This window comes from Brachyspira suanatina, assembly GCF_001049755.1.
Lineage (GTDB): Bacteria > Spirochaetota > Brachyspiria > Brachyspirales > Brachyspiraceae > Brachyspira > Brachyspira suanatina.
Genome location: NZ_CVLB01000001.1, coordinates 2175618 through 2199849, shown reverse-complemented (window position 1 = coordinate 2199849; position 24232 = coordinate 2175618). Strand labels below are relative to the sequence as shown.

The following is a 24232-nucleotide window of genomic DNA, read 5'->3' as shown; positions in this document are numbered from 1 at the left end:
TTTTACAAATAACATTATAATGCTATCTTAGTAACTAAAAAATGATTATTGGTTGTATTTTATGGATTATGTAATATCTACTACTTTATATTTGCTTAAGGGAACATATACTACTTTATCTCTTTATTTTGTAACAGCAATATTTTCCCTTCCATTATCTATGCTATTTGCGGCATTACAGTTTAGCTCTCCTAAATTTGTGAGATACATTTTTGATATATATGCTTGGATATTTAGAGGTACTCCTTTAATACTTCAGCTTATATTCTTTTATTACGGACTTCCTCTTATGACTAATAATATGATAGCCTTTCCTGCATTTACATCAGCAGCAATAACTTTTGTACTAAATTATTCAGCATATCTTATGGAAATATTCAGAGCAGGTATTGAAAGTATAGAAAAAGGACAATATGAGGCAGGTTTCGCACTTAATTTGAGTTACAGACAGATTATGACAAGAATCATTCTTCCCCAGGCTGTAAGAAGAGTTCTTCCTCCTCTTTCTAATGAAGCTATTAACTTAATAAAAGATACTGCTTTGGTTATAGTTTTAGGAATAGGAGATTTAATGCTTCATGCAAGACAGATACTTACTAGAGATTATAAATTACTGCCTTTCTTAATAGCAGCTATTATATATTTATTATTTACTTCTATACTTGTGTTTGTATTCAGACAATTGGAGAAAAAGTATGTCATCAGAAACTAAAGAAACTAATTTAAAAGTTGTAAATATAAAAAAACATTATAAAGGAACTCCTGCTATAAATGGAGTATCATTTACAGTTAATAAAGGTGATATACTTTCTATTATAGGGCCTTCAGGAGCCGGAAAAAGTTCACTTTTAAGAAATATTATACAGATAGAGCATCCTGATTACGGAGAGGTTTATATAGATAATGAAGTTCTATTTTGTAAGAGAGAAGGGGAGAAGGCACTTGATATTAGTCATGCCGATTTTATGAAGAGAAAAGAAAAAATAGGCATGATATTTCAGCATTTTAATTTATTTCCTCATAAAACAGCCTTAGAAAATATTATAGAAGCACCTGTTATAGTAAAGAAACAAAATAAAGATGAGGCTATAGAAGAAGCATTAAAACTTCTTGATAGTGTAGGACTTAAACATAAAAAAGACAGCTATCCGAATGAATTATCCGGCGGACAGAAACAGAGAGTTGCTATTGCGAGAGCTTTGGCTATGAAGCCTGAAATACTTCTTTGCGATGAGCCTACTTCAGCATTGGATCCTGAACTTATAGGCGAAGTTCTTACTGTATTAAAAGAGCTTGCTAAAGAAAAAATGACTATGATTGTTGTAAGCCATGAAATAAGTTTTGTACATGAACTTTCTACAAATATCGCTTTTATGGATGCTGGTAAAATTATTGCTATGGATACGTCTGATAATTTCTTTAATAATCAAAGCAATGAAAGAATTAAAGATTTTCTAAATAAAATTTTTCATAAATGATTATTTTGTAAAAGAAATTTAAATAAATTATTAATATATATAATTTTCGTATTGACATTTTTGTAAATAGTATTATAGTATATAGTAATAAAAGCGTGTTATGGAGTTTTTATCATGAATAGTCTTTTTTTGAATTATACCTTTAATGATTCTTTTTCATTCCAACTTCATACCACCTTCGTCCATTAATAAAAAATTCTAATAATTAATTTATCATATTATAAAAATCATAAAATTTAGGAGAAAAACGATGAAACGTATATCAAGTATTTTATTATTTATTATTTTTGCATTTATTGTAAGCTGCGGAGGCGGTGATAAAGCTGCTGCTGATAATACTGCTGAAAACAATACTGCTGCAGCAGCAGAAGATAATTCATTGCAAAAAGTAAAAGATGCAGGAAAATTAGTATTGGGTTTAGATGATACTTTTGCACCAATGGGATTCAGAGATGAAAATGGTGAAGTAGTAGGTTTTGATATTGATTTGGCAAGAGAAGTAGCAAACAGACTTGGAGTATCATTAGAAATAAAACCAATAGAATGGTCTAGTTCAATATTGAGTCTTAATAAAGGCGATGTAGATGTTCTTTGGAATGGTGTTACTATCAATGAAGCTAGAAAACAACAGATTAATTTTTCAAAACCTTATCTTAATAATAAATTGGTAATAGTAAAAGCTGTTGACGACAACACTATTAATTCTAAAGATGATTTATCAGGAAAAGTATTAGGCGTTCAGGTTGGAAGTAATGATGAAGCGTTAACTGCTGATCCTTCAAGTAAGAATGCTAAAGAGATTAGAAGATATGATGTTAATGTTAATGCATTTTTAGATTTACAGGCTAAAAGAATAGATGCTGTTGTTATAGATGAAGTTGCAGCTCAGTATTATATAGCTGAAAAGAAAGCTCCTTTTGTTGTTGTAGAAAATAGTCCTTTGACAGAAGAATTATATGGTATAGGATTTAGAAAATCGGATGCTAAACTTTTGGCAGAGGTTGATAAAATATTGGATGAGATGAGAGCCGATGGTACAGCTTCTAAAATATCTGAAAAATGGTTTGCTAAAGACATAATGTTAAAGTAGTCATAAAATTCATATTGTACAAGTGCATATTATTAGTTATTCTAATAATATGCACTTTTTTATATACTGTTATTAATAATTATTTGCTAAATATAAATATTCAATATTTTTTAATCTATGTATTTCATTTTTTATATATGAAAAATCTCCTTCTATATATAATTTTTTTAAGTTTTCTAAAGAATAAAAATTATCAGCTGCTTTTATAGTATGTTTGCTGCTGAAATAAAATTCTTCAAGATTTTTTAACTTTCCTATATATTCATTAATATCTTCTAAATTATTATTTTTTAAAGATAGTATTTTTAATTTAGATAATTTTTCTATTATTTTAGGTATTTTAGTTATATTATTATTATGTAAATAAAGTTTTTCTAAATTTGCTAATTTAGAAATTTCATTAGGTATATTTTCTATCTTATTATTAGATAAGTCCAATTTTTCTAATTTTACTAAATTAAAAATTTCTTTAGGTATTTCATTTAAAGAATATCCTGCAATATTAATATTTTTTAATTCTTTTAATTCATATATTTCTTTAGGAAAAGTTTTAAACATATTCTTTGATATATCTATTTCTTCAAGATTTTGAAGCAATGATATTTTTTTAGGTAGTTTTTTTAATTTATTAAAACTGGCATCAATATATTTTAAATTTACTAAGGAGCATATACTATCCGGTATTTCTTCTATTTTATTATTGCATATATCCAAATTTTCAAGATTTGTTAATATATATATTTCTTTTGGAATATAACTTAATTTTGAAGAGCTTAAATCTAATTTCTTAATATTTAATAGTTTTTTTCTGCTATAGTTACTATATTTATTTATATTATTCTTTTTAAAAAAATCATAAATATTATTTAATTGAGCTTCTATTTTTTTCTCTATATTTTCCATTTGTTATTCTCCTTTTATTTTATATTACAATAATAGGAGATAACCATGACAGATTTTGTCATCAAAGAAAATAAAATTAAATTTTTTCGTAAATTGTATCTAATATATATTTTAATTTCATAGATTCTAATTGTCCAGGAGCAGATGAGCGTTTTGCAGATGCAAAAGTGAGTACAGAGCCGAATATTCTGCTTATAATTCCAATATTACCCATAGATATGGCTATTATAGGGAAATCTTTTATATCGCTTGAGGCATCTAATAGGGTAATAACATCTTTTTTATTTTTAGGCATATAAGCGACTTTTGCTATATCGCATTTTAATCTTATCATTTTATTGATTCTTGATATTATTTCTTTTTTTGAAGGAGTTTTATTGAAGTCATGATTTGATATTATAGTTTTTATATTGTTTGAAGAGGCTGATTTTATTAATTTTTTTATATCATTTTCTTTTAATGTTAATAATTCTAAATCTATTGCCTCAAAGCATTTGTTTTTTATAATATCATTGTATAAGTTTATAATACTTTCATACATATTATATTTAATGTTTCCGCCTTCTTTATTGCTTCTTAAAGTAAATAGTATTGGCTTGCTGCTTAATTTTTTTATCTCTTTTGAAAATGATATTATATCATCAAAGTTATCATTATATTTATTTATATCATCTATAAAGAAATCGGCTCTCCATTCTATAATATCAACAGGAAGTTTGCTTATTTCTTTTATGTATTTAATAATATCTTTTTCATTTTTTTCAACTATAGATATACATATTTTTGGAATACCGTCGCCCAATTTTACATTTTTTATTTTTACTATATTTTCCATTTCCGCTCCCTCACTCATATAAAATTTATTACAATACTATTTAAATATAATATTTTTTACATATTCTACAGGCATTTTTTTATTAGTCCAAAGTTCAAAAGCCAAAGCACCCTGATATAGTAACATTCCCATTCCATTTATTATTTTGCATCCTTCTTTTTCGGCAATTTTTAATAATTTAGTTTTTGCAGGATGATATATACAATCGCTTACTACAAGATCATCTCTAAAAAATGATTTATCTTCTATAATAGAAACATCTTCTTTCATGCCAACACTTGTAGCATTGATTAATACAGAGCTATTTTCTATTTTTGATTTTAGGATGTTTTTATCTTCTAAAGAATGCAGACTTATGGAGCAATTAGTTTTAGATGCTATATTATCTATAATTTTTTTCTGCTCATCCCAATTGGTATCTCTCTTAAATACATATATTTCTTTTACTCCATATAATGCGGCTTGAGAGATTATAGCTATAGCAGCTCCTCCTGTTCCTAGTATAGTGATATTTTTATCTTTTATGAATACTTGTTCTTCTTCTAATGATCTTATAAAACCTTCGCCGTCTGTGCTATATCCTGTAAGTATTCCATTATCATTTACTATTGTATTTACACTTTGAGAAAGTTCTGCTGCTTCAGATATATTGTCTAAATATTTTATTACTTCTTTTTTATTAGGCATAGACAAATTAACACCTCTCATATTGAGAGTTTTTATAGAATTTACAGCTTCTTTTAAATTATTTTTATCAACTTCAAAAGCTAAATATATATAATTAAGATTAAGTTTATTAAATGATTCATTATGCATAATAGGGGATATACTATGCTTTGAAGGAGATGCGAATAGTCCTGTTAATATAGTTTCAGCGTTTATTTGCATATTTATATCCTTAATTATTTTTATAAGTATTATTATACATAATAATATAATTTTTATTATTGTCAAATATTAATTATATAAATAAAAAAAATAGTATATAAATTACTTGATATTTTGTTAAAAAAAAATTATAATTAACATAATAAAAAATGGAAAAAATTAAAAATATACATATAAAGGAGAATTGATACATGGATAAAAAAATTATTAAAACACACAAAGCACCTCAAGCTATAGGACCTTATTCTCAAGCAGTAAAAAGCGGAAATTTCATTTTTGCATCAGGTCAAATACCTTTGGATCCAGTAAGCGGAGAAATGGCTGAAAATGATATAAAAAAACAAACTGAAAGAGTTATGGAAAACATTAAAGGTCTTTTAGAGTCAGAAAATTTAACTATGGCTAATATTATTAAAACTACTTGTTTCTTAACAGATATGTCTAATTTTGCAGCTTTCAATGAAGTATATGCAAATTATTTCCCAGAAAATCCACCTGCAAGAAGCACTGTTGCTATAAAAGCTTTACCTAAAGACGCTTTAGTAGAAGTTGAAATAATCGCTGTTATAAGCTGATTTTTATTAATAATAGCCATGAGTATAATATATATTCATGGTTATTTTTTTATAATTTTTTCTATATATTATATTATTCAAATATTTTACCTATCTTTTTTATCATTATAAATCGCAAATAATTGAAAGAGGAAATCATGAGAAATTATATATCTTATTTTATCAAAGGAATGGCCATAGGTATTGCCAATGCTATACCAGGCGTATCTGGAGGGACTATAGCATTTGTATTAGGTATATATGAAAAATTAACTTATGCTATATCTATTTTACCTAATGCTTTAATAAAATTAAAATGGGAAGAAATTAAAGAAAGTTTAAAAGTTTTGATTCCTGTGGCATTGGGAGCTGCTATTTCTATAGTGTTATTTTTAAAACTTATAAATTATACATTTACATACTATCCTATACCTACTAGAATATTTTTTGTAGGTTTAATATTAGGTTCTTTTCCATTTATTACTAAAACAGTGGAAGAATTCAATTTCAAAGTTTTTATAGCATTTTTTATAGGTGCTTTTATTATGGCGATATTTGTATATTTTGATATAAATAAGCCTGTAGGGGCAACTACTTATGCTGGAAATTTTTCACTTATTTATGGTATTAAATTGTTTTTATGCGGTATAGCTGCTGCTGTTGCTATGGTAATACCTGGAATATCTGGTTCTTTGCTTTTACTAATATTGGGAGAATACGAGAATATATCTTATTTTATATCTTCATTTGTTGATACTTTTAATTTCAGCCTTCTAATTCCTTTAATATTTTTAGGTTTAGGAGTTGTTATAGGAATATTCGGTATATCAAAACTTGTAACTATATTACTTCAAAAATATAAATCCACTTTGTTTGGTTTTGTTCTTGGTATTATAATAGTATCATTTTTAAGTTTATGGCCTAATATGGCAACTATGAGTCTTCCTATGTTAGCTTCTACAGTTATATCTATGTGTGTGGGCTTCTTGGTTGCTATAGCTATGGAGAAAATATAATTAAGATACAATAAAAAAATATTATATTATTATAAATTTTTATGAGCCGGAAAGCTGATTTTCGGCTTTTTTATTTTTAAATTCCTATTTATCATTTATTATCATTCATTTGATTCAATTAAATTTTATATATTTCATTTCCGAAAATTGAAAAAGCATTTATAGGATTATTGTATGAATAGAAAAAGAAGTAAAAAAAGCGGTATTTATTTATTATTTGCATTTATAAGTATAATATTCTTTTATATATCAATAAATGTTTTATATACTCAAACTTCTGCGTATTATGATGAAACATTAATAAATAATTTACCTAATGCTGAAAGATTTGTATCTAAAATAAAAATTTCTACATCAAATACTAATAATAATATAGTATTGATAAGTTGGGAAGGAATAATAGATGATAATCTAATATATTATGTTTATAGAAGCGAATCTCCTATAATAGGTAAATCTTCATTTTCTAATTCTACTGTAGTTGATTATGTAAAAGCAACCAATGATTCAAAAATGTATACTATAGCAGATAGTCCTATAATAAGTTCTACATACTATTATGCTGTAGTTTCATATATAAATGATTCAGTTTTTTACAATGCTAAAGAGAATATTGATACTTCATCTTTATCATTTAATGGAATAACATCAAATAATGTTTTTAATAATAATTTAAAATATAATACAAATATTAATAATAATATTATTACCAATACTGTAACAGTCACTAATAATGTTATATTGACAAATAATATTTTATTAACAAATACTGTTACTCTTACCAATACGGTTACATTGACAAATAATATTGCCAGTTCTGTGTCATCATCAAGCAAAGGAAGTGTTAATAATGTCTCTGAGTATAACAGATATAAAACTCAATATGATAAAGCATTGGCACAATTTAAATTAAAAAATTATTCTCAGGCAGCTTCTATATTGGAGCCTATATCTAGAAGAAATATAAATAGAAATTTATATTATGATATTAATCTTCTTCTTGGTAAATGTTATAAGTATTTAGGCAGGAAGAAAAATTCATTGGATGTTTTTAATCGTATAAAATCTTATAATACGCAAGAAGTTAATTTTTGGATAAATCAGGTTTTGAGTGATTTATAATTGGAGTATTTAAATTATGAAAACTTATGCAGCAGTTTTGGCATCTGTTATAACTATAGTAGCAATATTGGGCGGTGTATTTATTACAAAAATATCAGCATTATCTTCTCCTGAAAGATATTTTCAAAAAGGAAAAAGAAGTTATGAGATAGAAAATTATCAGGAAGCCATTAATAATTTAAATGAATATTTATCAATAGATAGTAAATCCAGACCTATAAATAATATAGCTGAAGCATATTTTATGGTTGCAGATTCTTTAAAAAGATTAAAAAAATATTCTTTAGCAAAAGAAAGACTTTCTAGTATAATTAATAATCCTAATTTTTCTCAATATTCTGTAAATGCAATTTTAGCCTATGCTGATATATCAAGATTAGAAAATCATGCAGATCCATATATAATGTCAAAATTGCAGGAAAATTTGCAGACAGGAAATTCGAATTTAACTTCAAAAATAAATGTTCAATATGGTTATCAGTTATTCCTTCAAAAAAAGTATGGTGAAGCATTAAGTTATTTTTTAAGATATGATGGAGAATTAGCTGTACTTGGAAGGGCAAGAGTTTATTTTAATATGAATGAATATGACAGGGCATTTGAAACTTATGAAGATTTTCTAAAATATAATAAAACTAGTATATATTATGATGAAGTTGTAAGAACATATTTAATACAAGTTCCTGCTATGGCTCATAAAACATTTGTTGAAGGTAATTATACAAAATCAAGAATGTATTATACAAAAATAGCCGAATTATTCCCTAGAACAGAACATGCTGAAGATGCTCTATTTAGAATAGCACAATCATATTATAATGAAAAAAACTATAATAAGGCATTAGATTATTACAATAGAGTAAGACTCAATAATATTTATACCCTAGATGCTGAGGCTTTGCTTTATATAGGTTTATCATATTTCAAGGTAGGAAGATATTCAGATTCTTATAAGGTTTTGGATACTTTTATATCAGAATATCCTGCTAATCCTAATGTTTCAAGAGCAAGAGAATATATGCAGGCTTTACAGGAAACTTTACTTGCTATTAATTAATTATTATCAGCATAAGAATCACTTTTTTTAGTATTATTTGTGCATAATAACATAGTGATAATTCCAACTATACTTCCTGTTATTAGTGATAATATAAATACAGGTACTATTAAGAATCTTATATCCGGTAATTTAAATAAATATTTGGATAGAAAAGCCTGAGATAAATTACTTATTAAAGAACCTGCTAAACTCACTCCAAAAATAGAAAATGTATTTTTGAAATAACTCATAAATTTCATTATTATGATTGATGTGATTCCTCCGCATAATCCTAAATAAAATGGAGGTGTTAATATATAGGCAAAAGCCAAAGCAACAGAAACATTCTTTATAAATATGAGTAATAATAGCTCTCTGAAAGTGAATACGTCTACAACCATCAATACAATAATAAAAGAAAATCCTATCCTGAAATATGGTATTGGTCTTGGAAACATATTTTCAACAGCTGCTATAAATGAGGATAAAAAAGCAAAAAATATTATATCGTATATTCTTCTTTTACCTATATGAGATTTTATATTCTCTAAAAATAACATAAATATTCCTATTGAACTACAGAATCAATTTCTATATTGTTCTCCATATTTTTTTCGAATCTTATAGATATACCATTAGGCATGCATATTATAGGTGAATTTTTTAGTACGCCTGCTTTGATGCATAGTTTATCTCTGCAAGGCGAACTTTCAAACATAATTTGCTGATTGCTTATAAGTATTTTTGATTCACCTAATAAACCATTAACAGTAATTTCTCTGTCAGTATTTAAATCATATCTAAAAGATTTATCATAAGTATCTATTATTATTTTACTGCTTTTATTTGAAATCAAGTTTTTAGCATAAAAAAATGAGAAAATAATTATAAATAAAAATATTAATACATCACCGTATTTTAATCTCTTCATTATTTACTAATTTACCTTATCTGTTAGTTAAGTTGCTTTTATTATTATTTTCATTTATGTTGTTATCAGCATTGGTTATATTATTATCTGTTATTTCTCTTTCTATTATTTCAATATCAAAAAATGAAGGTTCTATTTCTATAAGTTTTGCTTGAATAGGTACATTAGCTTCTACAGATACATTTGAATATATACCGACATTTGTCATTTCTTGTAAATCTATATACAATTTAATATCATCAGGTGATAAATTGTCAAGCATTACTTTATTAGCTTCCAAAACTACTTTATTTATTATAAGAGGATTACGATCATTAATTTTGAATTTTCCGTTTAAATTATCTATACTTATAGCAAGATTATTAAATTCCACTTTGTCAAGATTTTTATTGAAAATAATATTTATATTTACTCTTGAAACATCAGATTTTATATTTCTAGGTAAATGTATTCTTGATATTGATGAATAATCTAAATATTTGTCTGATATATCCACATTATAAGTTTTTATTTCATCTATAGACGATATTAAGGCTTTAGGGCCTGATATTATTGTATTTGACGGATTTACTATTATATTATCAATTGTAAGACCATATGCTGCAGTTCCTATAGTAGGTACTTTTATAGGTACTGTTTTGTATGATAATTCATCTAATATTATAGGTATTTCACTTGGATTTACCGTAATATTCATTTTTGAATAATCTATATCGCCTGCTAAATTAACTTCATACATATTGCTTCCTATAGTAGCATTAGTAAGGTCTATATAAGCACTAAATTCTGTAGGAAGTTCATAAATATTGTCTTTAAATCCTTTTAGAGTTATTGTAATATTTTCAGGTATGTCATTTGCAATTAATAATCTTGAGGGAATATTTTTTATTTCTATTTTAGTAACATAATCCTTAGTATATTCTTTCTGATATCTTACAAATAGGAATAATAAAAATGACATTAACAGACATAATAATTTAATTCCTAATCTATTCGTTATACGAGCTAACGCTTTTTTAAAACTAAATTTACTTAAATCTGATGTTTTTTTGCTGCTCATTTTTTTATCTCTAAAAGTTCTCCAAGTCTTTTATCTAATTCTTCTCTATTTAAATTATATTCTAATATACCATTATGAACAATAGATACGCATTGAGTTTCCTCTGAAACTACAATAACTACAGCATCTGTTTGTTCTGAAATACCAAGTGCTGCTCTATGTCTTGTACCTAATCTTCTATTTTTTATTTGAGGCTCTATTTCTGTGAGTGGTAGATATGCGCTTGCTGCTGCTATTCTATTTTCCATTATTATTGCTGCTCCGTCATGAATAGGGTTATTCTTAAAAAATATAGATTCAACAAGTTCTATGGATATATCAGCATTAAGTTTTACAGCTCTATCAACTAAGGAATGTAAGGATATATTTCTTTGAAATACTATTAAAGCACCGTATCCTTTATATGATAAGTTAAATGTAGCACTTAATATTTTTTGAATTTGATCTTCATCATATCTGAATGATTTTTTTAAAAAAGCTCTTCCTCCCAATATTCTCAAGGCATGTTTTATTTCAGCTTGGAATATTACTACTATGGCTATAAGTCCTACTTGGAAGAATTGGTCAAATATCCAAGATAATGTAGAAAGTCCGAATACTTTTGCTATTAAAGTAATAAAAAATAATATTATAAAACCTATTGCTATGCTGTAAGCTCTTGTATTATACATAAGCATATATATAATATAAAATAATACAGCAACCAATATTATATCAAGGCCATAAAAGAAATATCGCCAGTTTGAGGTTGATATAAAATTATTTATTACATAAAGCATTGCTTTTCCATTATATCACAAATATATAATTTGTAAATATTTGCTATTTAATTATTTTTATTATTTACATTATTATATTTAAATTATTGCATAGTTATAAACTCAAATTATAAAATAAATAACTGTAAAAACTATCAGGTTTTATATAAGGTTTTAGTTCTTCTATGTTTATGTTTATAAAGCCATATTCTAGTTTTTCTTTACCAAAAAAGAAATGAATAGTTACGGAAGCATCGGTATTAAAATATATTTCAGCATAGTTGAGAGAAGTTATATATTCATCAAAATATTCTCCGAAATTATCATTGTCATAATTATAAGTTTGTTCTTTTATTTTGTTTTTTAAAAAAGTTCTAAACTCTTTAGTATCATATACCAAATTTCCTAAATAATTATTGATTTTTACTAGTGAGTTTATAGTAAATATGGTTGTATATGATTTATAAATAATTCCAAATTCTCCGTAATATCCATCAGAATAGTTTTTAATAGAAAATATATTATTATCGAAATAATCTGAAATGGAAGAAGATTCAGTATAGTTTAAATTGTTTGTTTGATTATCTGTTTTTAGTTTTTCATCAAGATTGTTATTTATATCAGAAATTAATTGATTTAATGTAGTATTAGTTACATTTCCATTATATATTGCTAAAGATTTATTTTCTATATATATTGCCCCCATAGAACCTGAATTTTCTTTATATTCTTTTTCCACATATACTTCATAAATTGAGTGAACAAATTTAATGTTTTTTATGCTGCATTCGGATGATTTTTCTTTATTTCTCCATTTTCCATTAAAATTAACATATATTTCATTTTTTGAATTGATAATATCGTATAATTGATTTTCATTCAAATTAAAAGAAAAAATTTCATTATTGTGAGTTTTTATAGTTATTCCTTTTTTATCAATATTTCCTTCAATTTTTATAGGCATATTTATAAGATCATATTTATAATGCCCTTTTATAGTTGTAATTTTTCCTTCTATAATAGAATCAGGATTTTTTATTTTTATATGCATAGTTATTTGTGATTTATCTATTGTACCATTAAGTGTAAGAAGAAGATATTTATCTATATAGGTATTTTGAGAAGTGTTAGGGTATATATTAAAAATTATTACTATAAATAATATAGCGGTTAATAGATAAATTCTTTTCATAATAAATACCTTTAATTATTAAATTTCAGTATTATTTATTAAATAAAATTCGGTTTTTCATAGTTATTAATTTAATTTATTATATATTTTAATAAATTATTAAATAAAAATAATAAAAAACCTGCCTCATAGCCTAAAATATAAGACAGGCTTTTTAATGATATTGATTGTTTTAATTTAAAATGATTATGTCAAATTAATTAAAAGCTTTAGGACAGAATATCAGTCCTACTTTAACCTATATAATAAGTAAGGAATAATGATTTTATATAATTAGAAAGATCATATACCATAAAATCAACATTTGTATAATAAACCTATATTCATAACTATTTTATCAGTAAAGAATATATAATAATAAAAAGTCAATTTAGCATATTTTCCAATTATATTTACCATTTTTGCAGTTTTTACCTTACCTCCTTATAAGTCTTTAATATTAGGTTTATAAAATATTTTGACATTACTATACGTTAAAAATAAAATATTGCATTTGAAGTATGCATTTTTTTAAATACTTCAAAAATTATTTTAAAATTTTTTTGAAGAAATTATATCCTGAAATAAGTTCTATACTTCTTTTATAATGCTTTTTTGATGATTTATGATAAATTTTGTTGAAATTGTATAATTCTATATATCCTATAATTACTTTTTTATAATCGTTTTTAATTATTGTTTCATAAATTATATTTTCATCTTTTTCTGTCAGCTTTATAGCTTTGTATTCATTATTATTTTCAGCATTTATTTTTTTTAATTCTTCTATATGTTTTTTAAAAAATAAAAAATCATTATTAGAAATTCTATCTGTAAAATATAAAAAAATTAAAATCTTATCATTAAAAAAGTTATTATAATATTCTATATATCTATTATGCTTTATTTGATATTCTATTAATTCCTTGTGAAATTGAATATATTCTTCTAAATATGAAGCATTTTTATAATCTTCATAAGAAAATACTTCAAATATTTTTATGAGATTTTTTTTGTAAAACGTTTCTTTATTTTCTAATTTATATCCTAAATATGTATATTCTTTTTTTTCTTTTTTTATTTTTTTCAATGATTTATAAAACTTTCTGTATAATCTTATAAGTTCATTATGTTCATTTTCGGTAATTTTTTCCTGTTTGAAATTATCAAAAATTAAAAATGGTATAAAGTATAATTTATAATGATAATATGTCATCTTATCATTATTTTTTGATTTGTAATTTTGAATATTTTTGTAAAAACATTTTATTTTAGAGTTTATGATATTATAATAATTAATCTTTTTACTGTATAAAATATCTTTTAACTTACTCATTTCAAGTTCAAAATATTCTATGACAATATCAAATAATTCCATTTCTTCTAAAGAATAAAAATAACCTTCTTTACCTTTTTCTTTACTTTTTAATTTATATGCTGGTAATATTAATTCTCTGTATTGTCTTTGTTTTATTCTGTCTTTTATTCTTTTTATATATTCTTCGCTATCTATTTTGTTATCATATAAAATATTATAATATTCTATAAAAGCATCACGGCTTAAAAAATATGTATTGGATTTATTTATAATATTATTAATTTCATTTTTATTTATATACTGCACTTTTTTAGAAATATCATAATCGAATATATTATCATCATTTATTATTATTTTTCTTATTTTATAGTCTTTTTCAATATCTTTTTCTCTACCGGATACACTTTCAATCAAATAAATATTTTTTTTATTGTTTATGATATCTTTCAAAGATGAAATATTCTTTTTTGAATTCTTATAATTGAATTCTATATTTTTGGTATTTATATCAAATGCCATATTCTGTAATATCCGTTGTTATTTCTTCTATTCTTTTATAATATTTATTTTCTTTTTCGATAGTACATTTAGATTTATTAAGATAATACAATACTTTTTCTTTTAACTTATAATCCAAAAATGATATGTCATATAATTCATACAAAGCAATGCCTTTAAGATATAAATACCAAAAGTCGTTTTTTTCTTTTATAGATTTAATATATTCTAAAGCTTCATTGCATAAATTTTCTGTAACATGAAAGTCATTTTCGTATTTATAAATATCAGATAATCTTAAAATATTAACTATTAAATTTATATTACAATTATTATTGATTTTACATTTGCATATATTTTTATAATATTTTGTTTTAGTATAGTTTTTATTATTTTTATCTACTTTAGAAAAAATTTTCAAAGCATCTTTATAATTTTTCTTATTGAATTTTAATTTAGCACTATTGTAGTATCCTTCAGAAAAATCATTAATATCTTCATCTACTTCAATATCTAAAAATATTTTTTCATCTCTCATTAAACTATAATTGCACCAAGCTATATAATGATCGCATTTTATTATATCTAATGGAGAATCAATATTATTTCTTACAAATATTTTCTGTGCTTTTCTAAAATCTTTCAAGGCTTCTTCATAACGCTTTAATGTATAATAAAGTTTAGCTCTATTATAATAATTTTCTGCAAGTCTGGAATTAAGTGTTATAGATTTATTAAAATCTTCTAATGCTTCATCATATAATTTAAGATTATATTTTAAAAATCCTCTTAAATTATATGCTTCATAATCATTATCATTATTTTTTATGAAGAAGTTATAATTTTCTATTATATCTATATAGTCATATTTTACTTTTTCTCTGTTAAAATACTTTATATATTTTTTTATTTGAGAAGAAGTTTTTAATATTAACTTATTTTTATCATAATAGGATAGGGGATTTTTAATGAAATTTTTCATATGCTTCTTTATAATAAAATTATTAGATAATTTTTTTAAATAATTTATATCCTGATTTATTAATTGTTCTAATTGTTTTGTATACTTATCATTTTTATAATTTTCTAACAATTTTTTACTTGCCTTGTATCTATAGCAATATGCCAATAGATAATGCTTATTTGATTCTATTGCTTTTGAAGAGTATTGAATTGACAGATTTAATTTTTCTTTATTATCTTCTAACTGCATTAAATATGCAAATAAAATATATAGTTTATAATATTCTAGATTTTTATCCACTATATCTTTGAGAAGTCTTTCGGATAAAAAGTATAACCTATTTTTATATGCTTCATCTATATTGAATATTATATCTCTAATCTTTTTTCCATGCATTTTCTATACTTTATTATTTAAGAAGATTATAGAGTAAAAGTAACATAAATTTACAATTTTTTCAATAATGATATATTGTTATTAAAAAATATTTGATACATTTAAATTCTATATTATTAATATAGAAAAACATATTCTACTAATTTATAATTATTTAACTATATAATTTAATCTAATATAAAAACTTTTAAAACTCTTCTATTTTTTTTGTAAGGAAAGCTATAATATTATCTTTAGCTACTTTTATAGGTTCATTTTCCTTTTCAAAGAATATAAAATTGCCGTCTCCTGTTCCAGCCACTCCAAAATCAGCATGCCTTGCTTCACCAGGACCATTTACAACACAGCCCATAATAGCTATTGTAATATTCTTTTTTATATTCTGTACATGTTTTTCTATAAAGCTTGCCACCTCTTCAACATTAACCTGACATCTTCCGCATGTAGGACATGATATTATTTCTATGGAAGGTTCATTTCTTATGCCTAAAAATTTAAGAAGCATTTTTCCAGCCATTACTTCTTCTACTGGATCACCTGTTATAGAGTATCTTATAGTATCGCCAATACCCTGCATTATTAAATATGATAAAGCACTTGTACTTTTTATTAGAGAGCTTCTTAAAGTACCAGCTTCTGTTACTCCCAAATGTATAGGATAATCGAATTTTTCTCTGAATAGAGTATTAGCTTCTATTGTAGTTTTGATGTCTGAAGATTTTAAAGAAACTTTTATATTAGTGAAATCTAAATCTTCCATTAATTTTATATGATCAGCAGCACTTTTTACCATGTTTTCAGGAGTTACTTCTTTATATATGCTTCTGTCTAAACTTCCTCCGTTTACTCCGACTCTTATTGTAAGATTTCTTTCTTTGGCTTCCTTTATAACTTCTTTTACTTTTTCTTTGTCTTTTATATTACCAGGATTAAGTCTTAAAGAATCAATACCGCTTTTCATACTTTCTAATGCTAATCTATAATCAAAATGTATATCAGCAATTAAAGGAACTTTAGTTTGATTTTTTATTTCTTTAATGGCTTTGGCAGCATCCATATCCAAAACAGCAAGCCTTACTATATCAACCCCAGCATCTTCAAGCGATTTTATCTGATTAACTGTATCTTTTATATTCCTAGTATCTGTATTTGTCATAGACTGAATACTTATAGGATTATTTCCGCCTATCAAAACATTTCCAATTTTTACAGTTTTTACTTTTTTTCTTATATCATTAATACTATCTATATTCATTTTGTTTCCTTATAATTGCTTTTAATTAAAAAATTATGTTATTTATAGTATCATTTTCAAATATTTTTGCAAATATATTTTGAAGTTTATATATTTTTTATATAAAAAATTAATATGAAATATACAAATTCTGAATTTTACATTATTTAAATATAATATATAATAACTCTTCAAAATGAGAGGTATTTTTAATTATGGCATTAATGTTAAATGAAGAACAAAGACAGGCAGTAGAACATATTGACGGACCATTGCTTGCATTGGCTGGTGCAGGTTCCGGTAAGACTAGGGTTATTACAGAGAGAATAGCATATTTAATAAAGTATGGCGTGCTTCCTAGTCAGATACTAGCCGTTACTTTTACAAATAAAGCAGCAGCTGAAATGCGTGAGCGTATAACAAAACTTCTAAAAGAAAAACCAAAACAATTGGTAGTTAGCACTTTCCATTCTTTTTGTGTTAGAGTATTGAAAGGCGATATTGAAAAGCTAGGTTATAAAAATAATTTTAGTATTTATTCTTCATCTGACAGCCGTACTTTAATAAGAAATATTTTAAGAGAAATAAAAATTAATACTCTCAATTATGATGAAAATTTATTCGCTTGGTATATAGATAGATTTAAAAATAATTTGATGAAGCCTTATGAAGTAGAGCCTCATGATGATTTAGAAAAAATAGCAAAGAGAGTTTATGAAGTTTATCAAAGCTATTTAAAAGGATATAATGCCGTTGATTTTAATGATCTTATTAATCTTACTATAGATTTATATGTAGAGTTTCCTGAAGTTCTTGATAAATATCAGGAGAGATTCAGATATATAATGGTAGATGAATATCAAGACACTAATTTTGCTCAATATAAACTTACCACTTTATTAGCATCAAAATATAGAAATATTGCCGTTGTGGGTGATGATGATCAAAGTATATATGCATTCAGAGGCGCTGATGTATCTAATATATTATCATTTGAAAATGAATATCCTGATGCAAAAATAGTAACTCTTACAAAAAATTACAGAAGTACAAAAGCAATACTTGAAGCGGCACATTCTGTAATAAGCAATAATACTCAAAGAAAAGATAAAAAGGTAGTGGCAGAAGGCGAGGAAGGAATACCTCCTACTATAATGCCATGCGAAGATGAGAGGGAAGAGGCACAATTTGTTGCTGATTCTATAATAAATTATTCTATAAGCAAAAAATTAAATTATGAAGATTTTGCTGTGCTTTTTAGAATGAATGCACAGTCAAGACTTTTTGAAGAGGTTTTCAGACTTAGAGGTTTGCCTTATACTGTAGTAGGAGCTTTTCAGTTTTATGAAAGAAAAGAGATTAAAGATATACTTGCTTATCTTAATTTATTCGTTAATCCTGAAGACGAAGTATCTTTGCTTAGAGTTATAAATATACCTAAAAGAGGAATTGGGGCTGTTGCAATAAATAATCTCAATGAAGCTAGTATAAAAAATGGTGTTTCATTATATGAGACATTGCTTAATTATGAGAGTATGGATGATATTTCTCCTAAGGCTAAGGCAGGTATAAAAGATTTTCTTGAAGTTATAGATCATTATCATAATTTATTTACTGTTGATAAAAATGCATTAGAGCGTCCTAAACTATATGATAACATAAATAAATTTTTAGATGTTATTGCTTATCATAATGAGATTTTAAACTCAAGCGATACAAAAGAGCAGGGTGCTAAAAAAATGGAGAACGTAGAATCTCTTATGAACGGCATACTTGAATATGAGAAATCAAATAAAAATGCTACTTTAAAAAATTATTTAGATAGAATTTTATTAATGAGTATAGAAGAACAAAATGATGATGAGGATAAAAAGAAAGGAATAATGCTTATGAGTATACATGCTGCTAAAGGATTAGAGTTTCCTTATGTTTATATATGCGGTATGGAAGACGGTATAATGCCTCATCAAAAAAGTTTGGACGAAAATGGATTAGAAGAAGAGAGAAGACTTTGCTATGTTGCTATGACTAGGGCTAAGAAACATTTAACTTTAACATACTGCAGAAGCAGAACTAAAATGGGAAGAAAAGTTGAGTGCACACCTTCTGTATTTTTGGAGGAGATGAGCGAGAATTTACCTGAAGAAATGGCTATGAACGAGGAGGAGTTTTTCTCTAATTTAAAGGCTTCTTTAAGACCTGATAATAAATAGGGTTAGCATTTTTTGATAAACTATTTAATTATAAAATAATAAAGAGAGAGTTTTATAACTCCCTCTTTTTTATTTAGTATTTTTCATGAAGTAATCTAATAATATATTTGTAATTAATCGTCGAATTTCTGTCCCATTAACTGTCCGTCAGATGTTATAAATAATTCCATAAAGTTATTCAATTTAACTTTGTAATTGCCCCATTCTTTTTCTACATCTATTACAGCAGCCTGAGGATAAGTATTTTTTATAGTGTTTGCTATATTAGCAGGTAAAGCGTTGAAAGGTACGGTATTATATTCACCTTCTATGCTGTTCCAATCGCCATTGTATAAAAAGTCTATTTTGGCACCGTTTGATAATTTTACTTCAAATTTTCCGTCATCTCTTTCTACTTTCCATATTTGTACATTAGGATAAATTTGCTGTATGAAGCTTCTAGCATTTTGAGGAAGTGAAGAAGCTGGAACTATCCAATCAGCAAAAGCATTTGAAGTAGAAATTATAGTTAAAGTTATTAATAAAGCAAATAATTTTTTAGTCATAGTAAATCTCCTTTTATTTATGTTGTTTTTATTTCTTATTAGCAATCATGTAAATTATCTTTACAATTATAAGTATAGCCTAAATAAGATATTTGTCAATATAATTTACATTAAATTTACAAAAAATTTACCTAAAATATATATTTTAATATATATTAGAATACGTTTTATACATATGGTTTTTGATTTATATGAAATTTACTAATAAATGTAAAGTTTACTTACGTTTATAACTTTATTTTATAAATATTCATTTTTAACTATTGCAATTATTTTATTATAATATTTAATTATATCTATGAGTAATAAAGATTTACAATTAATAGCTGATAAATTAAATGAACTTATTTCATATTTAGAGAATAATGATTTGGATAATTTTTTCAAACATAAAGATGAATTTTGCAATTTGATAATATTAGAAAATAGTGATAGTTTTAATGATAATATAAAATCTAATATTGAAAATATTGTTCCTGCAAATTTGATGAATACTTTTATGAATTTTATTAAGTATATAAGAGCTTTAAGAACTATTAAGCATAATGATAATGATTATACTAGATATACATTAGATAATATGAAATTTATAAAAACAGAAATATTTAAAGACTATTAAATATTATGGGAAGCAAAAACAGATTTTTACTTAAAGAATTAAAAAAGTGGAATAAAGATAATATTATAACTGATGAACAGTTTGAAACATTATCCAAAAGATATATAGATGATTATATAGATTGGCAGCCTATTATAAAAGCTATAATGATAACAGGTATTGTAATGGTATCAATTGGATTTATAGCTTTTATAAGTTTCTATATTTTTTCCCTTTATTTTATAGCATTTTTATTTGCTTTACTTTTTTTATCAGGGTTTATAATTGATGAAATACTTAAAAGAAAAGATATATATTTACCTAAAACTTCTTCTGCAATAATAGCTATTTCTTCTATATTTTTATCAGCATTTATTTTTACTTTATCGTACATTATAACTCATAACAAAGATAATTTTATTTTACTATCTCTTATAAGCATAATATTGTTTTTTATAATAGCATATATAAAGAGAAATTATGCGGTATTATCTATTGCAATAATAGGTTTGATAACTTGGTATGGTTTTGAAGGTTTCGATATATCTGGAATTGATTTAACACTTAATAATTATATAAGATTTATTATGACAAGCATATTAATGTTTTTAATAGGAATAACTGATATCAATAAAAAGTTAGGAGAAAGATATTCTAATTTTTCAGTAATATATTATACAGTTGGAATATTATATGTAAACATAATACTTGCAATAATGTCAATATTTGGGAGTTATGATTATCCAATAATTCTTGAACATTTTGCTAATAAAGAAATCATAATATATAGTTCTATATTTTTGATTTCAGATATCATTGCACTTATAATAGGATATAAGTTAAAGATATCTTCTATAGTAAGATACTCAATATTTTTTGTTATTCTAAATATGTATATAAGATATTTTGAATATTTCTATTCAAGAATGAATACTTGGATATTTTTTATTATTTTGGGATTATCAACTATATTAATAGGAGTGATAATAGAGAGAATAATAAAATACAAATAATAAACCTGCAGATTTTATGTTATCTGCAGGCTTATAATTTTTTAAAGAGTTATTATGAAATTAAACTATTCTAAAACAACTATTGCATTAGAATCTTTTATTCTAGGTATAATAGTTTCCATTATTCTAAAGCTGTGATTTAAATCTTTTTGTTCTAAATATGCAGTAGACATATCTATTCCAACAGCCAAATCCATATATTGAGGCTCTGAACAAATCAATGCAGCTTTCTTTCCTTTTATAACAGGTACATTATAAAGATTTCCAATCATACTAGATATTCTTTGAGCTTCTGTCATTCCAGTGCCTTGCTGTATTCTCTGTAAATCAAAATATAATGATTGGCTCAAACATAGTACGAATCTTCCTACAATGCCTTTTTCTCTAATCATATTTATAGCTTTTACTATATCAGTATAAGGGTTCTCGCCTTGTCCCCAATCAGAGATTTTTAATTTTTGTACTCCTTCAGCATTGAGTATACCTTTTAATTCTAGGAAATCATTTCCATTGAATATTAAATTATCTTCTTTGTTAGCGAGTGTTTGAGCTGCCTGAGATACAATAGATAAATCTAAAGGAAGTTTATTTGAAATATTATTTTCCAAATCTCTCCATAATAGAGTAAAATCCTGATAAATCTGAGGAAGCTCAACAGATTTTCTTCCTGAAGTTTTTACGAATCCATCTTCAAAAACTTCTTCTCTGTCGCTTTTATCATATTGAACGCTTATAGCACCTGCACCAAGAGGTCCGTAAATAGATAAAAATCTTCTTCCTATAAGTGTTCTGCTCGCTGTTTCAACAACAACTTTATCTATATTTTGCCAAAAACTTTCTTCAAAAGGCGAACTTTCTCTAGCTAAATAATCCATATATTCCTCCTTTAATGTTTTATTATCGCTTTATCAGTCTTTTTTCAAACTTCCAACTGTAAGCCCTGATAGATTAGGTTCTTTTATTCCAAGCTCTTCCATCATCTCTTTAACCTCTAATTGTCCAGATTCAAAATGTTCTGCTTCTTTAGGGTCTAAATGTCTAAGTAAAGCCATAAGCTCTCCGACATGTGCTTTTTCTTCATCTCTTATGTCAGCTAATACTGCCTTTGCAACAGGGTCATCTGTAGCCATAACATGGGCATCGTATAAATATATAGCCTCCAATTCTCCGGCAATATCAAGTCTTACAGCTTGTATTAATTCTTCTTTAGTAACTTTTCTGTTCACATTTGCATTAAATGGATTTGCAAAACTAGGCATAATATTAGTCTCCTTATTTAAAATAATTACTTAATAGTATTAATTACTAATAATATTATACATGATAAAAAAATAATGTCAATATTATTATAATAAATAATAACATTTTTCATATTAAAAAGTAATAATTTATTTGTTATAATTTTATATTAATATGTATAATAAAAACTATATATAGAAGTAAACCGGTAACATATAATGTGTATTTTAATGAAATATATGATAACAAAAAATATTTTTTTATAATTTACAAGTAGTATAAAATAAAAATAAAAAAAGCTGCCATTATATAAATGACAGCTTAAAAATTTTTTATTATTGCTAGCGATAAACTCGCTCACAAATAGCTGACAACTAAAGTTATCAGCTGCTCGTTTATCGCTTTAAAAACTTAATAAAACAATTAATATATAGTCTTTAGTAATATATTATAATAATAAATAATAATTTTTAAATAAATAACTTACTTATTTTTTATTAATGGATAACCTAATTTTTCTCTTGATTCTATATAAGCAGCTGAAACTTTTTTCATTAGCTCTCTTACTCTTGCTATATATCCGGCTCTTTCTGTTACACTTATAGCATTTCTAGCATCAAGCATATTGAATACATGCGAACTTTTCATAACCATATCATAAGCAGGAAGTACGCAGCCATTAGCTAAACATCTATCGCATTCTTCTTCATATTCTTTGAAATGTCTGAAATACATATCTGTATCAGCAACTTCAAAATTATATTTAGAGAATTCTTTTTCACCTTGTAAATGTACATCTCCGTATTTTATGCCATGTCCCCATTCCAAATCATAAACATTATCTATATTTTGTAAATACATACATATTCTTTCAAGTCCGTAGGTAATCTCACCTGTTATAGGCTTTAAATTGATTCCTCCTACAGCTTGGAAATATGTAAATTGAGTTATTTCCATACCGTCAAGCCAAACTTCCCAACCTAGGCCCCAAGCTCCAAGAGTAGGGGATTCCCAGTCATCATGAACGAATCTTATGTCATGATCTTTAAAGCTTATTCCTAATGCTTCCAAACTTTGTATATATAAATCCTGAATATTTTCTGGAGATGGTTTCATTATAACTTGGTATTGATAATAATGCTGAAGTCTGTTAGGATTTTCTCCGTATCTTCCGTCAGTTGGTCTTCTTGAAGGTTCTACATAAGCTACGCTGAAAGGTTCTGGGCCTAATGCTCTTAATGCTGTTGCTGGGTTAAATGTTCCGGCACCTACCTCTAGATCATATCCTTGCTGTATTATACATCCGTTTTCGCTCCAATATTTATTTAAAGTCATAATTAAATCTGTAAAGGTCATAATAGATATATCT

Annotated in this window: 25 protein-coding genes; 10 read left to right on the top strand and 15 right to left on the bottom strand. The window is 25.0% G+C overall.

Features of this window, described 5'->3' with window-relative positions; genetic code table 11:
• Positions 1-61 precede the first annotated feature (61 nt).
• The 3 genes from BRSU_RS09465 (at position 62) to BRSU_RS09455 (ending at position 2568) form a co-directional block, all read left to right on the top strand.
• The gene (locus tag BRSU_RS09465; protein ID WP_012670708.1) at positions 62-712 is read left to right on the top strand and encodes an amino acid ABC transporter permease; all 651 of its coding nucleotides are present in this window, start codon (positions 62-64) and stop codon (positions 710-712) included.
• The gene (locus BRSU_RS09460) at positions 696-1478 is read left to right on the top strand and encodes an amino acid ABC transporter ATP-binding protein (protein ID WP_012670707.1); all 783 of its coding nucleotides are present in this window, start codon (positions 696-698) and stop codon (positions 1476-1478) included. The genes BRSU_RS09465 and BRSU_RS09460 overlap by 17 nt, the downstream gene beginning before the upstream one ends.
• A gap of 250 nt (positions 1479-1728) precedes the next feature.
• The gene (locus tag BRSU_RS09455) at positions 1729-2568 is read left to right on the top strand and encodes an amino acid ABC transporter substrate-binding protein (protein WP_048595075.1); all 840 of its coding nucleotides are present in this window, start codon (positions 1729-1731) and stop codon (positions 2566-2568) included.
• Positions 2569-2640: 72 nt separating this feature from the next.
• Here BRSU_RS09455 and BRSU_RS09450 read toward each other — a convergent pair whose 3' ends face one another.
• The 3 genes from BRSU_RS09450 to aroE all read right to left on the bottom strand — a co-directional run bounded on the left by BRSU_RS09450 (position 2641) and on the right by aroE (position 5194).
• Positions 2641-3471: a leucine-rich repeat domain-containing protein gene (locus tag BRSU_RS09450; RefSeq protein WP_048595074.1), complete on the bottom strand. Its 831-nt coding sequence runs from the start codon at positions 3469-3471 to the stop codon at positions 2641-2643.
• Positions 3472-3547: 76 nt separating this feature from the next.
• Positions 3548-4306, bottom strand: coding sequence for a type I 3-dehydroquinate dehydratase (aroD, locus tag BRSU_RS09445; protein WP_048595073.1), 759 nt, complete (start codon positions 4304-4306; stop codon positions 3548-3550).
• Positions 4307-4342: 36 nt separating this feature from the next.
• Positions 4343-5194: a shikimate dehydrogenase gene (aroE, locus tag BRSU_RS09440; protein ID WP_048595072.1), complete on the bottom strand. Its 852-nt coding sequence runs from the start codon at positions 5192-5194 to the stop codon at positions 4343-4345.
• A gap of 191 nt (positions 5195-5385) precedes the next feature.
• Between aroE and BRSU_RS09435 the strand changes: the two genes are divergently transcribed.
• The 4 genes from BRSU_RS09435 (at position 5386) to BRSU_RS09420 (ending at position 8943) form a co-directional block, all read left to right on the top strand.
• Positions 5386-5769 (top strand): RidA family protein, encoded by a 384-nt coding sequence (locus tag BRSU_RS09435; RefSeq protein ID WP_048595071.1) that lies wholly within the window; start codon positions 5386-5388, stop codon positions 5767-5769.
• Between the two features lie 137 nt (positions 5770-5906).
• Positions 5907-6764 (top strand): DUF368 domain-containing protein, encoded by an 858-nt coding sequence (locus tag BRSU_RS09430; RefSeq protein WP_048595070.1) that lies wholly within the window; start codon positions 5907-5909, stop codon positions 6762-6764.
• Positions 6765-6938: 174 nt separating this feature from the next.
• The gene (locus BRSU_RS09425) at positions 6939-7886 is read left to right on the top strand and encodes a tetratricopeptide repeat protein (RefSeq protein ID WP_048595069.1); all 948 of its coding nucleotides are present in this window, start codon (positions 6939-6941) and stop codon (positions 7884-7886) included.
• Between the two features lie 16 nt (positions 7887-7902).
• A complete protein-coding gene (locus BRSU_RS09420) occupies positions 7903-8943 on the top strand; it encodes a tetratricopeptide repeat protein (RefSeq protein WP_048595068.1) in 1041 nt (346 codons plus the stop codon).
• On the opposite strand, the gene BRSU_RS09415 is transcribed toward BRSU_RS09420, so the two are convergent.
• From BRSU_RS09415 to ispG, 8 genes are all read right to left on the bottom strand, one after another.
• Positions 8940-9485: a Gx transporter family protein gene (locus BRSU_RS09415; RefSeq protein WP_048595067.1), complete on the bottom strand. Its 546-nt coding sequence runs from the start codon at positions 9483-9485 to the stop codon at positions 8940-8942. The genes BRSU_RS09420 and BRSU_RS09415 overlap by 4 nt on opposite strands.
• Positions 9486-9493: 8 nt before the next feature.
• Positions 9494-9856: a NusG domain II-containing protein gene (locus BRSU_RS09410; RefSeq protein WP_048595066.1), complete on the bottom strand. Its 363-nt coding sequence runs from the start codon at positions 9854-9856 to the stop codon at positions 9494-9496.
• 16 nt (positions 9857-9872) lie between these two features.
• A complete protein-coding gene (locus BRSU_RS09405) occupies positions 9873-10916 on the bottom strand; it encodes a CdaR family protein (RefSeq protein WP_048595065.1) in 1044 nt (347 codons plus the stop codon).
• A complete protein-coding gene (gene cdaA / locus BRSU_RS09400; protein ID WP_083997881.1) occupies positions 10913-11695 on the bottom strand; it encodes a diadenylate cyclase CdaA in 783 nt (260 codons plus the stop codon). The genes BRSU_RS09405 and cdaA overlap by 4 nt, the downstream gene beginning before the upstream one ends.
• A gap of 94 nt (positions 11696-11789) precedes the next feature.
• Positions 11790-12866: a hypothetical protein gene (locus tag BRSU_RS09395; RefSeq protein WP_048595064.1), complete on the bottom strand. Its 1077-nt coding sequence runs from the start codon at positions 12864-12866 to the stop codon at positions 11790-11792.
• 526 nt (positions 12867-13392) lie between these two features.
• Entirely contained in the window at positions 13393-14682 is a 1290-nt protein-coding gene (locus BRSU_RS09390) for a hypothetical protein (RefSeq protein WP_048595063.1), read from the bottom strand.
• Positions 14672-16021 carry a tetratricopeptide repeat protein gene (locus BRSU_RS09385; protein ID WP_048595062.1) on the bottom strand — a complete coding sequence of 450 codons (1350 nt, stop codon included), beginning with the start codon at positions 16019-16021 and terminating at the stop codon, positions 14672-14674. The genes BRSU_RS09390 and BRSU_RS09385 overlap by 11 nt, the downstream gene beginning before the upstream one ends.
• A gap of 187 nt (positions 16022-16208) precedes the next feature.
• Complete coding sequence (gene ispG, locus BRSU_RS09380) at positions 16209-17276, bottom strand: flavodoxin-dependent (E)-4-hydroxy-3-methylbut-2-enyl-diphosphate synthase (RefSeq protein ID WP_048595061.1); 1068 nt, start codon at positions 17274-17276, stop codon at positions 16209-16211.
• A gap of 194 nt (positions 17277-17470) precedes the next feature.
• Between ispG and BRSU_RS09375 the strand changes: the two genes are divergently transcribed.
• Positions 17471-19468 (top strand): ATP-dependent helicase, encoded by a 1998-nt coding sequence (locus tag BRSU_RS09375; protein WP_048595060.1) that lies wholly within the window; start codon positions 17471-17473, stop codon positions 19466-19468.
• A 113-nt stretch (positions 19469-19581) separates the two neighbouring features.
• On the opposite strand, the gene BRSU_RS09370 is transcribed toward BRSU_RS09375, so the two are convergent.
• A complete protein-coding gene (locus BRSU_RS09370) occupies positions 19582-20013 on the bottom strand; it encodes a PepSY-like domain-containing protein (RefSeq protein ID WP_048595059.1) in 432 nt (143 codons plus the stop codon).
• A gap of 298 nt (positions 20014-20311) precedes the next feature.
• On the opposite strand from BRSU_RS09370, the gene BRSU_RS09365 reads away from it, so the two are divergent.
• Both BRSU_RS09365 and BRSU_RS09360 read left to right on the top strand, forming a co-directional pair.
• Positions 20312-20632 (top strand): hypothetical protein, encoded by a 321-nt coding sequence (locus tag BRSU_RS09365; protein WP_048595058.1) that lies wholly within the window; start codon positions 20312-20314, stop codon positions 20630-20632.
• A gap of 5 nt (positions 20633-20637) precedes the next feature.
• Positions 20638-21624 (top strand): DUF2157 domain-containing protein, encoded by a 987-nt coding sequence (locus tag BRSU_RS09360; protein WP_048595057.1) that lies wholly within the window; start codon positions 20638-20640, stop codon positions 21622-21624.
• A 65-nt stretch (positions 21625-21689) separates the two neighbouring features.
• Here the strand turns inward: BRSU_RS09360 and BRSU_RS09355 are convergent, their stop codons facing one another.
• The 3 genes from BRSU_RS09355 to BRSU_RS09345 form a co-directional block, all read right to left on the bottom strand.
• Positions 21690-22499 (bottom strand): family 1 encapsulin nanocompartment shell protein, encoded by an 810-nt coding sequence (locus BRSU_RS09355; protein WP_048595056.1) that lies wholly within the window; start codon positions 22497-22499, stop codon positions 21690-21692.
• Positions 22500-22532: 33 nt separating this feature from the next.
• Positions 22533-22883, bottom strand: coding sequence for a demethoxyubiquinone hydroxylase family protein (locus BRSU_RS09350; protein WP_020064030.1), 351 nt, complete (start codon positions 22881-22883; stop codon positions 22533-22535).
• Between the two features lie 463 nt (positions 22884-23346).
• The gene (locus tag BRSU_RS09345; RefSeq protein WP_048595055.1) at positions 23347-24219 is read right to left on the bottom strand and encodes a glycine--tRNA ligase subunit alpha; all 873 of its coding nucleotides are present in this window, start codon (positions 24217-24219) and stop codon (positions 23347-23349) included.
• Between the last annotated feature and the right edge of the window lie 13 nt (positions 24220-24232).

What these genes read in the sequence shown, in the direction of transcription:
- BRSU_RS09465 (WP_012670708.1), top strand. Translation starts at nt 62, where the DNA reads ATGGATTATGTAATATCTACTACTTTATATTTGCTTAAGGGAACATAT.
- BRSU_RS09460 (WP_012670707.1), top strand. Translation starts at nt 696, where the DNA reads ATGTCATCAGAAACTAAAGAAACTAATTTAAAAGTTGTAAATATAAAA.
- BRSU_RS09455 (WP_048595075.1), top strand. Translation starts at nt 1,729, where the DNA reads ATGAAACGTATATCAAGTATTTTATTATTTATTATTTTTGCATTTATT.
- BRSU_RS09450 (WP_048595074.1), bottom strand. Translation starts at nt 3,471, where the DNA reads ATGGAAAATATAGAGAAAAAAATAGAAGCTCAATTAAATAATATTTAT.
- aroD (WP_048595073.1), bottom strand. Translation starts at nt 4,306, where the DNA reads ATGGAAAATATAGTAAAAATAAAAAATGTAAAATTGGGCGACGGTATT.
- aroE (WP_048595072.1), bottom strand. Translation starts at nt 5,194, where the DNA reads ATGCAAATAAACGCTGAAACTATATTAACAGGACTATTCGCATCTCCT.
- BRSU_RS09435 (WP_048595071.1), top strand. Translation starts at nt 5,386, where the DNA reads ATGGATAAAAAAATTATTAAAACACACAAAGCACCTCAAGCTATAGGA.
- BRSU_RS09430 (WP_048595070.1), top strand. Translation starts at nt 5,907, where the DNA reads ATGAGAAATTATATATCTTATTTTATCAAAGGAATGGCCATAGGTATT.
- BRSU_RS09425 (WP_048595069.1), top strand. Translation starts at nt 6,939, where the DNA reads ATGAATAGAAAAAGAAGTAAAAAAAGCGGTATTTATTTATTATTTGCA.
- BRSU_RS09420 (WP_048595068.1), top strand. Translation starts at nt 7,903, where the DNA reads ATGAAAACTTATGCAGCAGTTTTGGCATCTGTTATAACTATAGTAGCA.
- BRSU_RS09415 (WP_048595067.1), bottom strand. Translation starts at nt 9,485, where the DNA reads ATGTTATTTTTAGAGAATATAAAATCTCATATAGGTAAAAGAAGAATA.
- BRSU_RS09410 (WP_048595066.1), bottom strand. Translation starts at nt 9,856, where the DNA reads ATGAAGAGATTAAAATACGGTGATGTATTAATATTTTTATTTATAATT.
- BRSU_RS09405 (WP_048595065.1), bottom strand. Translation starts at nt 10,916, where the DNA reads ATGAGCAGCAAAAAAACATCAGATTTAAGTAAATTTAGTTTTAAAAAA.
- cdaA (WP_083997881.1), bottom strand. Translation starts at nt 11,695, where the DNA reads ATGCTTTATGTAATAAATAATTTTATATCAACCTCAAACTGGCGATAT.
- BRSU_RS09395 (WP_048595064.1), bottom strand. Translation starts at nt 12,866, where the DNA reads ATGAAAAGAATTTATCTATTAACCGCTATATTATTTATAGTAATAATT.
- BRSU_RS09390 (WP_048595063.1), bottom strand. Translation starts at nt 14,682, where the DNA reads ATGGCATTTGATATAAATACCAAAAATATAGAATTCAATTATAAGAAT.
- BRSU_RS09385 (WP_048595062.1), bottom strand. Translation starts at nt 16,021, where the DNA reads ATGCATGGAAAAAAGATTAGAGATATAATATTCAATATAGATGAAGCA.
- ispG (WP_048595061.1), bottom strand. Translation starts at nt 17,276, where the DNA reads ATGAATATAGATAGTATTAATGATATAAGAAAAAAAGTAAAAACTGTA.
- BRSU_RS09375 (WP_048595060.1), top strand. Translation starts at nt 17,471, where the DNA reads ATGGCATTAATGTTAAATGAAGAACAAAGACAGGCAGTAGAACATATT.
- BRSU_RS09370 (WP_048595059.1), bottom strand. Translation starts at nt 20,013, where the DNA reads ATGACTAAAAAATTATTTGCTTTATTAATAACTTTAACTATAATTTCT.
- BRSU_RS09365 (WP_048595058.1), top strand. Translation starts at nt 20,312, where the DNA reads ATGAGTAATAAAGATTTACAATTAATAGCTGATAAATTAAATGAACTT.
- BRSU_RS09360 (WP_048595057.1), top strand. Translation starts at nt 20,638, where the DNA reads ATGGGAAGCAAAAACAGATTTTTACTTAAAGAATTAAAAAAGTGGAAT.
- BRSU_RS09355 (WP_048595056.1), bottom strand. Translation starts at nt 22,499, where the DNA reads ATGGATTATTTAGCTAGAGAAAGTTCGCCTTTTGAAGAAAGTTTTTGG.
- BRSU_RS09350 (WP_020064030.1), bottom strand. Translation starts at nt 22,883, where the DNA reads ATGCCTAGTTTTGCAAATCCATTTAATGCAAATGTGAACAGAAAAGTT.
- BRSU_RS09345 (WP_048595055.1), bottom strand. Translation starts at nt 24,219, where the DNA reads ATGACCTTTACAGATTTAATTATGACTTTAAATAAATATTGGAGCGAA.